Here is a 7,574-nt window from a genome sequence, read left to right on the forward strand (position 1 = left end):
CTAATATGTATTATCCCTGCTGTTATGCCTGCTGGGCCAACAAAAGACTCTCATCAACATTAAGAAGCAAAAGAGGACATCCTTAGGGGATGTCCTTTTTGTTATACCGTTCTTTGCTTTTGATTAAACTACATTTCATATACTTTAGATTAGTACTAATTCGTTATGAACATAATCAATCGTTATTCCTTCTTCGTTTTCAACTGTCCCCGCTATAATTCGGCGAGCGATTTTTGTTTCCAAATGCTTTTGAATAAATCGCTTAAGCGGTCTTGCCCCATATACTGGATCATACCCTTGTTCGGCAATGAATTCTTTAGCCGCTTCGGTGACGTGGAGGTTTATATTTTGTTCAGTTAACCGCACTTGTAATTGCTGAACCATTTTCTCTACAATTTCAACGATTTCATGTTGAGTAAGCGGCTTGAATAACACAATGTCATCTACTCGATTCAAAAATTCAGGGCGGAAATGTCCTCTTAATTCTTTGAACACTTGATCCTTTATTTCTTCTTCAATGGCTCCATCGCTACGGTTGGACTGCAACAAGAAATGGGAGCCAATATTGGATGTCATGATAATAACCGTATTTTTACAGTTGATGGTTCTACCTTGGGAGTCTGTTATACGTCCGTCATCCAACATTTGCAGCAAAATATTGAAGACCTCCGGATGTGCCTTTTCAATTTCGTCTAGTAGCACGACGGAGTATGGGTTTCTTCTAATAGCTTCGGTTAGTTGTCCGCCCTCCTCAAAACCAACATATCCAGGAGGCGCACCGACTAGTCGGGAAACGGAATGTTTCTCCATGTATTCCGACATATCGATTCGAATCATATGTTCATCACTATCGAATAACGTTTCTGCCAACGCTTTGACCAGTTCAGTTTTACCCACTCCGGTCGGTCCCAAGAAAATAAACGAACCAATCGGTCTGTTTGGATCCTTAATTCCTGCCCTTGCCCGTAAAACAGCATCAGATACAAGTTCCACCGCTTCTCCTTGGCCTATTACGCGTTCGTGAAGAATTTCCGAAAGGCGAAGCAGCTTCTCTCTTTCGCTTTCCACCAGCTTGCTTACCGGAATACCCGTCCACCTCGCAACAATCGATGCGATTTCCTCTTCCGTCACTTCTTGGCGAAGCAATCGTGAATCCTGCTTTTCCTTTTCCAATTCATCTTCCATAGCATCCAATTCTTTTTGAAGCTGTGGAATCCGTCCGTGCCGTAGTTCAGCAGCCCTGTTGAGGTCATAGTCATTCTCTGCCTGTTCCAGTTCATGACGAAGCTTCTCGAGCTCTTCACGTTGGTCCTGTACTTTTTGAAGCGCAGATTTCTCCATTTGCCACTTTGCTTTCATGCTATTCGCTTGATCCTTAAGTTCTGAAAGTTCTTTTTGGAGTACACCTAGCCTTGCTTTACTTTGAGGATCCTCTTCATTCTTCAAGGCCGCTTCTTCAATTTCAAGCTGCATAACCTTTCTTGTGATTTCATCTAGCTCTGAAGGCATTGAATCAATTTCCATTCTGATCATCGCACAAGCTTCATCCACTAGGTCAATCGCTTTATCTGGTAAAAATCGCTCCGTTATATAACGGTTGGAAAGGACAGAGGCAGCAACAATCGCCCGATCATGTATCCTGACGCCATGGTGAATTTCAAACCGTTCCTTTAATCCGCGCAATATTGAAATAGTATCTTCCACATCTGGCTCGGGAACGAGAACTTGCTGGAAACGGCGTTCTAGAGCGGGATCCTTTTCAATATACTGGCGATATTCATCCAGGGTTGTTGCACCGATACAGTGCAACTCACCACGAGCAAGCATCGGCTTTAACATATTCCCTGCATCAAGTGCACCATCCGTTCTGCCTGCTCCTACAATTGTATGCAATTCGTCAATGAATAAAAGAATTTTACCATCACTCTTTTTAATTTCATTCAGTACAGCTTTTAAACGTTCCTCAAATTCACCACGGAATTTGGCCCCGGCAACTAGAGCACTCATATCAAGTGAAAAAACTGTTTTGTCTTTTAGTCCTTCCGGGACATCCTTCCTGACAATCCTTTGCGCCAATCCTTCGACAATCGCTGTTTTACCTACCCCAGGTTCCCCAATCAATACTGGATTATTTTTCGTCTTTCGTGATAGAATCCGGATGACATTGCGAATTTCCGTATCACGCCCGATGACAGGATCAACCTTCCCCGATTTAACTTCAGCAACGAGATCTCTGCCGTATTTTTTTAGGACTTCATATGTGCTTTCTGGATTTTGACTAGTCACTCGTTGATTCCCCCTTATATCGTGTATAACTTGTTTTGCTTTATCATAATCTATTCCATAAGTTGAAAACAGCCTGTTTATATTCGGTTTTTTTTCCTTTAACAACGCCAGCAGGATGTGTTCGACGGATAAATATTCGTCCTCCCACACTTGCATTTCTTTTTCTGCAACCGTCAATAACTGTTGTAGGGAAGCTGACATATACACCTGAGCAACACTGCCGCTCACTTCCGGCAATTTATTAAGTTCCTTATTTAGCTCTATTTCAAAACGACTGACCGTTTTATCGGAATCAGATAAAATTCTAATTAATAAACTCTCGTCCTGTTCCATTAAGGTTTTTAATAAATGAAGCTCCGTCAGTTCCGGATTTCCCCTATCCTTGGCTAGTTCCTGCCCGCCAATAAACGCCTGTTGGGTTCTCTCTGTCATTTTATTAATATCCATCTTAAAACCTCCCATTCATCAATTCCATGAACGAACTCTTACAACGTTTGACCATTTTTGACCTTTATGGTTTCATTATACTTTTTATTTTTCCCTTGTAAAGAAATGTTATAAAAAATACAAAGGTTATTAAGGGATAAACAGTAAAAGCCTCTCTTCATAAGGAAGAAAGGCAAAAATCTAATATTGATTTAAAAAATATGCTAACCAAAACTTTTGGATGAATGAAGCAAATGCGGGATATTATGCTTTTACAAACGCTTTGTTGTAACCGTGGAAATCATCAACAAATTTAAAATCCTTATCCGTGCGATTTAATAGAATCGTATCACGAAGCAGTATCCCCGCATCGGTAGTATTGTGGATAATTTCTCCCCACATTCTTGCACTTGTTTGAACATTCGCTGTACGTGGAATGCGTTCTTCTTGATATTCCAAAAATGCCTGCTCCACATTATTCCCATTCTTATGAAGCATATCAGTCAAATAAGCCGCATCTTCTAAAGCTTGGCAAGCTCCTTGTGCCAAGTATTGAAGCATTGGATGTGCAGCATCTCCCGTAAGTGTGATCCTGCCTTTTGTCCAGTTATTAATTGGCAAACGGTCGTACATCGGCCAGCGACGTTGACGCTGAATGAATGAAATCGCATTTTGAACAGGCTCACAAGTTCCTGCAAAGACACGGTCCATTTCTTCCGGGGTACCCCATTGATCTGTTTTTTCATTTTCTTCGGTGTATTGAGAACTTTTGAAAACAACTACCTGATTGTAAAGCTCTCCTCTTCTAACCGGATATTGAACAAGATGAAGATTCGGTCCAATCCACATATATACATCATCTAAATCTCCGTGACTCGTTACCTCTTCCATTGGAAGAGCACCTCTGTATGCAACATATTGAGAACATACTGGTTGATCCTCCACAAATAATTTACGGGCATTAGACCATAAACCATCCGCACCAATAACGGCCGTTCCTATATGTTGATCTCCCTTTGCAGAAGTAACTGTAACTTGACCTTCATTTTCTACCGTTTCGATAATTGTTTGGTTCGTTACAAGTTCGATATAAGGGCTACTTTCACACGCTTCAGCTAGCACTCTATGCAAATCAGAGCGATGTAACACAACATACGGTGCTCCATATCTTTCTTTATATACGTCACCTAAATCTAAAGCGGAAAGCTCTTTGCCTGAAAAAGCATCCATCAAAACTAATCTTTTTGGAAAAACTGCAATTTCGTTGATTTTATCCATAACGCCTAAACGTTGTAAAACATTTGTTGCATTCGCAGCAAGCTGAATTCCAGCTCCAATTTCACCAAATTCAGGAGCTTGCTCCAAGACTTTTACATACTGTTTTGTTTCTGCAATTCCTAGAGCCGTTGCCAACCCGCCTATTCCTCCACCGATCACAATGAATGGTTTTTTTTCTGTGTTCATTATTCAATTCCCCCTAAAAATAAGTTGTCATAAGCCCAGTTGTAGACCATTAACATAGTAAGCGTTTTCATTCAAGCTGCATTCTCATAATATCAATGACTATCAGGCTGGAAGCTCCAACCTGATTTTTTTTATACTAATACAGCCTTAAATTCACTTTCAACTTTTTGGAAACCATTGTTTATATCAAGTACCTGCTGTTGTTCTAAATCAAATCGCTCCATAATTGGAAGATCGTTTACCGAGAATAAGTAAGAATCCACTTCTGCAACGTGCTCATGCCAAGCCCAGTTTGGAACTACAAAGTAGTCACCCTTAGACCAATCAAACCGTACTCCGTTAATAACCGTATAGCCGGAACCCTCGTGCACCTGATAGATTGTTGAATGAGTATGGCGATGTGCTTTAGAATGGAAACCTCTTGGAAGCTTCTGCATCCAAGCTCCCATCGTCGGATTAGCCGTTTGTCCATTAGATGGGTTGATATATTCAACGGCAAAGCCTTCATATGGATCTGGTTCAAAGTTCATTAACCCTTCAATCGCTGCTTTCGTGCCTTTCCACTTGTAGTTTGCAAGCGGAGCTACTTGTGAATAACGATCGGATACCGGACGAACCATTCCTCCTTGATAACGAAGTTCCGAAAAATTATCCGGACGTTTCGGCGTTTCAATACGGTCTGGATATGGTTCAAAGAAAGTACCGCCAATAGAATAGATAGTAGGGATATCAAGAGCGTCCATCCAAATCATCGGTTTATCTCCAACATGACCATGTCCATGCCAAAGATTTTTAGGTGTGATCAAGAAATCTCCTTCTTCCATGAAGATTCTTTCTCCTTGAACAATTGTGTAGGCACCTTCACCATTCGTAATAAACCGAAGAGCACTTTGAGAGTGACGATGAGAAGGAGCTACTTCACCTGGCAACAATAGTTGAACCGCTGCATAAAGCGTTTGGGTTGTTGAAGCCCAGCCCCAAGGCTGGCGGTAAGTTAGGCCAGGGTTTTGAAAATAAATGGCTCTGCGCTCACCGCCGCGATCAGGTGTGAAGATTTCAGCTGCCTCCATCAACTTTTTTGTCAGAAGCTCTTCTTTCCACAAATAAGCTTGGGCATGTGGTTTAGGTTCATGATCCATTAGAGCCGGAATAGCTTCCCATAGGGGTCCAAGATTGTACTGCTGAATATCCCTTGTAAAATCTTTTACAATTGAACTGTTCATGTAATCTGATTTTTCAGCCACATTACTCCCTACTTTCTTTTTTCATTTTTTATCACTTAATTTTAGAAAGATTTCGCTTAATTTGGTCATAGTGCCCTGAAACATGGTCATCGATGAAATGATCTACGATATAAGAAACAGGTTTGTTACCGAATTTGGCAAAGTTCCGGTGCGGTGATTCTTTAGATAGTGTTTCTTCATCTAATTTCCCGAGGCCACTCTCAACTTTATATTTTAGTTCATCCACTTGTTTTAAAACTTCATCAACTGATAGTTTTTCCGTATCAGTAACCGCTGCTAGTCGAGCTGGATCTTGCAATCCACGTCCCCATTTTGAGCCCGGAGTGGCTACTACCGTTTCCACTTCACCTAGCCAGTAAGGAATGGCTTCCGCTATATGAGAAAGGATCTGCATGATTGACCACTCTTCCTCTGTCGGGTTGCAACGGATTGTTTTCTCTGAAAGGTTAGCTGTTGTCTCAAGAATGTGATCGATTGATTGTTGAAACGATTTGATCGATGTACCGATTGACTGATAAGCCATTCTTATTTTCCCTCCCCAGCACGTTTCACACGGTTTTCGAGATAACCGATTTTGTCGATTTCGATTTTGACAACGTCACCATCTTTTAAGAACACTTGTGGATCGCGGGCTACTCCTACTCCACCCGGCGTTCCAGTTAGGACGATGTCACCTGGTTCAAGAGTCATTAAGTTCGATAAAAATTCAACTAAATATTTCACATCGAATACGAAGTTAGATGTATTCGTTTTTTGGCGTTCTTCACCATTTACAGTTAAGCGGACATTTAATCCAGAAGGATCAGATAACTCATCTGATGTAACTAGCCAAGGTCCCATTGGTGCACTGCCTTCGACTGTTTTCCCTTGAAGCCATTCAAGTGTACGGCGTTGAATATCACGATACGTGACGTCATTCGCAATTGTATAACCTGCTACATAATCAAGTGCATCATCTTGAGAAACATTGCGTGCCCGTTGGCCCACTACAAAAGCAAATTCTGCTTCATAATCTAGTTGTTCTGAAATGGGGAAAAACGGAATATCATCTTGAGGTCCAATTACTGTATTAGCGAATTTGGCAAACACGACCGGGAATGGAGGCAGTTCGCGACCCATTTCTGCAATGTGTTCACGGTAGTTATGTCCTACGCAAATAATTTTCCCTGGCTTTTGGACAGGTGCCTCAAGTTTTACGTTTTCAACAGCATGTACCAGAGTACGTTTGAATGAATCGCGATTATTCAATGCATAATCCGCAGCTTTTCTTGCGATGGAAAGGCTTTCATTCCCACCTTGTAGAAATGCTTCCATAGTTGAAGGTACATAAGCTTCAGCGATTTGTTCACTGCGAAGTTTCCCTTCACTTTCAAGAAGTGCTTGATAAGCATAGTTTAGGTCTACAATCTCTTTATTTGGATAAATTGCGCCAATACGTGTAAATCCTTCACGGCTAAAAGTTACTAATTTCATTTTTCATTCTCCTTTATTTATCATTATTTTTTAAAAGCTGTCTTTTAGTTTTATTGATGCACCTATCTTTGTTTGAAACAAGGCATTGTTTATAAAAAGAATGTCCTTTTACAAACTAGAGGACAAATGGTAACTATACCTCGCATCAATTTTTATTTTTTCACTTATAGATAACTTAGTTCACTATTTATATACATGATAACTTAATTTTCGGAAAATTGTCAAGAAAGTATTGCAAAAATTTTTATGAAAATGATATTATCAACATCATTATGAAGCTTTTAGTAGCAAATTTAACAAATACAAATATGACTAGACTTATCGAAAACTAGAAGTATATTTAACAGATGTGTTTATGCGGACGTTATGGAGCATACTTTTTATTTATTTTCATTTAAACTTTACATACTCTGATATACTAGACCTAAATTAAAACAGATTAGGGAGATTGTCATATGGAAATCGTAAAATCTGGTTCAACGATTCAATCCTTGCAAATCGGGATGAGCATTATTGATTTACTCGCTTCACAAAGAAATCCTTTAAGATTCTCTGATATTCAAGAATCTACAGAAATAACTAAAAGTAACCTTTATAAGTATTTAAATACTTTGACCCAACTCGAGTTACTATATCGCGATAAGACAACTGGTATGTATTCGCTCCCGAGGGAATACATAC

At 40.1% G+C, this 7,574-nt stretch carries 6 protein-coding genes; 1 reads left to right on the top strand and 5 read right to left on the bottom strand.

Translation table 11 applies throughout. The features are described 5' to 3' along the window. Positions 1-144: 144 nt before the first annotated feature. The 5 genes from clpB to AC1DUW_RS17110 form a co-directional block, all read right to left on the bottom strand. Positions 145-2,733 carry an ATP-dependent chaperone ClpB gene (gene clpB / locus AC1DUW_RS17090; RefSeq protein ID WP_477643040.1) on the bottom strand — a complete coding sequence of 863 codons (2,589 nt, stop codon included), beginning with the start codon at positions 2,731-2,733 and terminating at the stop codon, positions 145-147. A 243-nt stretch (positions 2,734-2,976) separates the two neighbouring features. Beyond that, positions 2,977-4,176, bottom strand: a complete 1,200-nt coding sequence (locus tag AC1DUW_RS17095; protein WP_053344986.1) for an FAD-dependent monooxygenase — start codon at positions 4,174-4,176, stop codon at positions 2,977-2,979. 131 nt (positions 4,177-4,307) lie between these two features. Then, entirely contained in the window at positions 4,308-5,420 is a 1,113-nt protein-coding gene (locus AC1DUW_RS17100; protein ID WP_477643041.1) for a cupin domain-containing protein, read from the bottom strand. A 31-nt stretch (positions 5,421-5,451) separates the two neighbouring features. Next, the gene (locus tag AC1DUW_RS17105) at positions 5,452-5,943 is read right to left on the bottom strand and encodes a DinB family protein (RefSeq protein ID WP_053344984.1); all 492 of its coding nucleotides are present in this window, start codon (positions 5,941-5,943) and stop codon (positions 5,452-5,454) included. 2 nt (positions 5,944-5,945) lie between these two features. Further along, complete coding sequence (locus tag AC1DUW_RS17110) at positions 5,946-6,893, bottom strand: fumarylacetoacetate hydrolase family protein (RefSeq protein WP_053344983.1); 948 nt, start codon at positions 6,891-6,893, stop codon at positions 5,946-5,948. A 455-nt stretch (positions 6,894-7,348) separates the two neighbouring features. Between AC1DUW_RS17110 and AC1DUW_RS17115 the strand changes: the two genes are divergently transcribed. After that, on the top strand, positions 7,349-7,574 hold a 226-nt coding region (locus AC1DUW_RS17115; protein WP_477643042.1), incomplete at its 3' end, for a helix-turn-helix domain-containing protein.

The organism is Peribacillus sp. P4_C12, assembly GCF_056402095.1.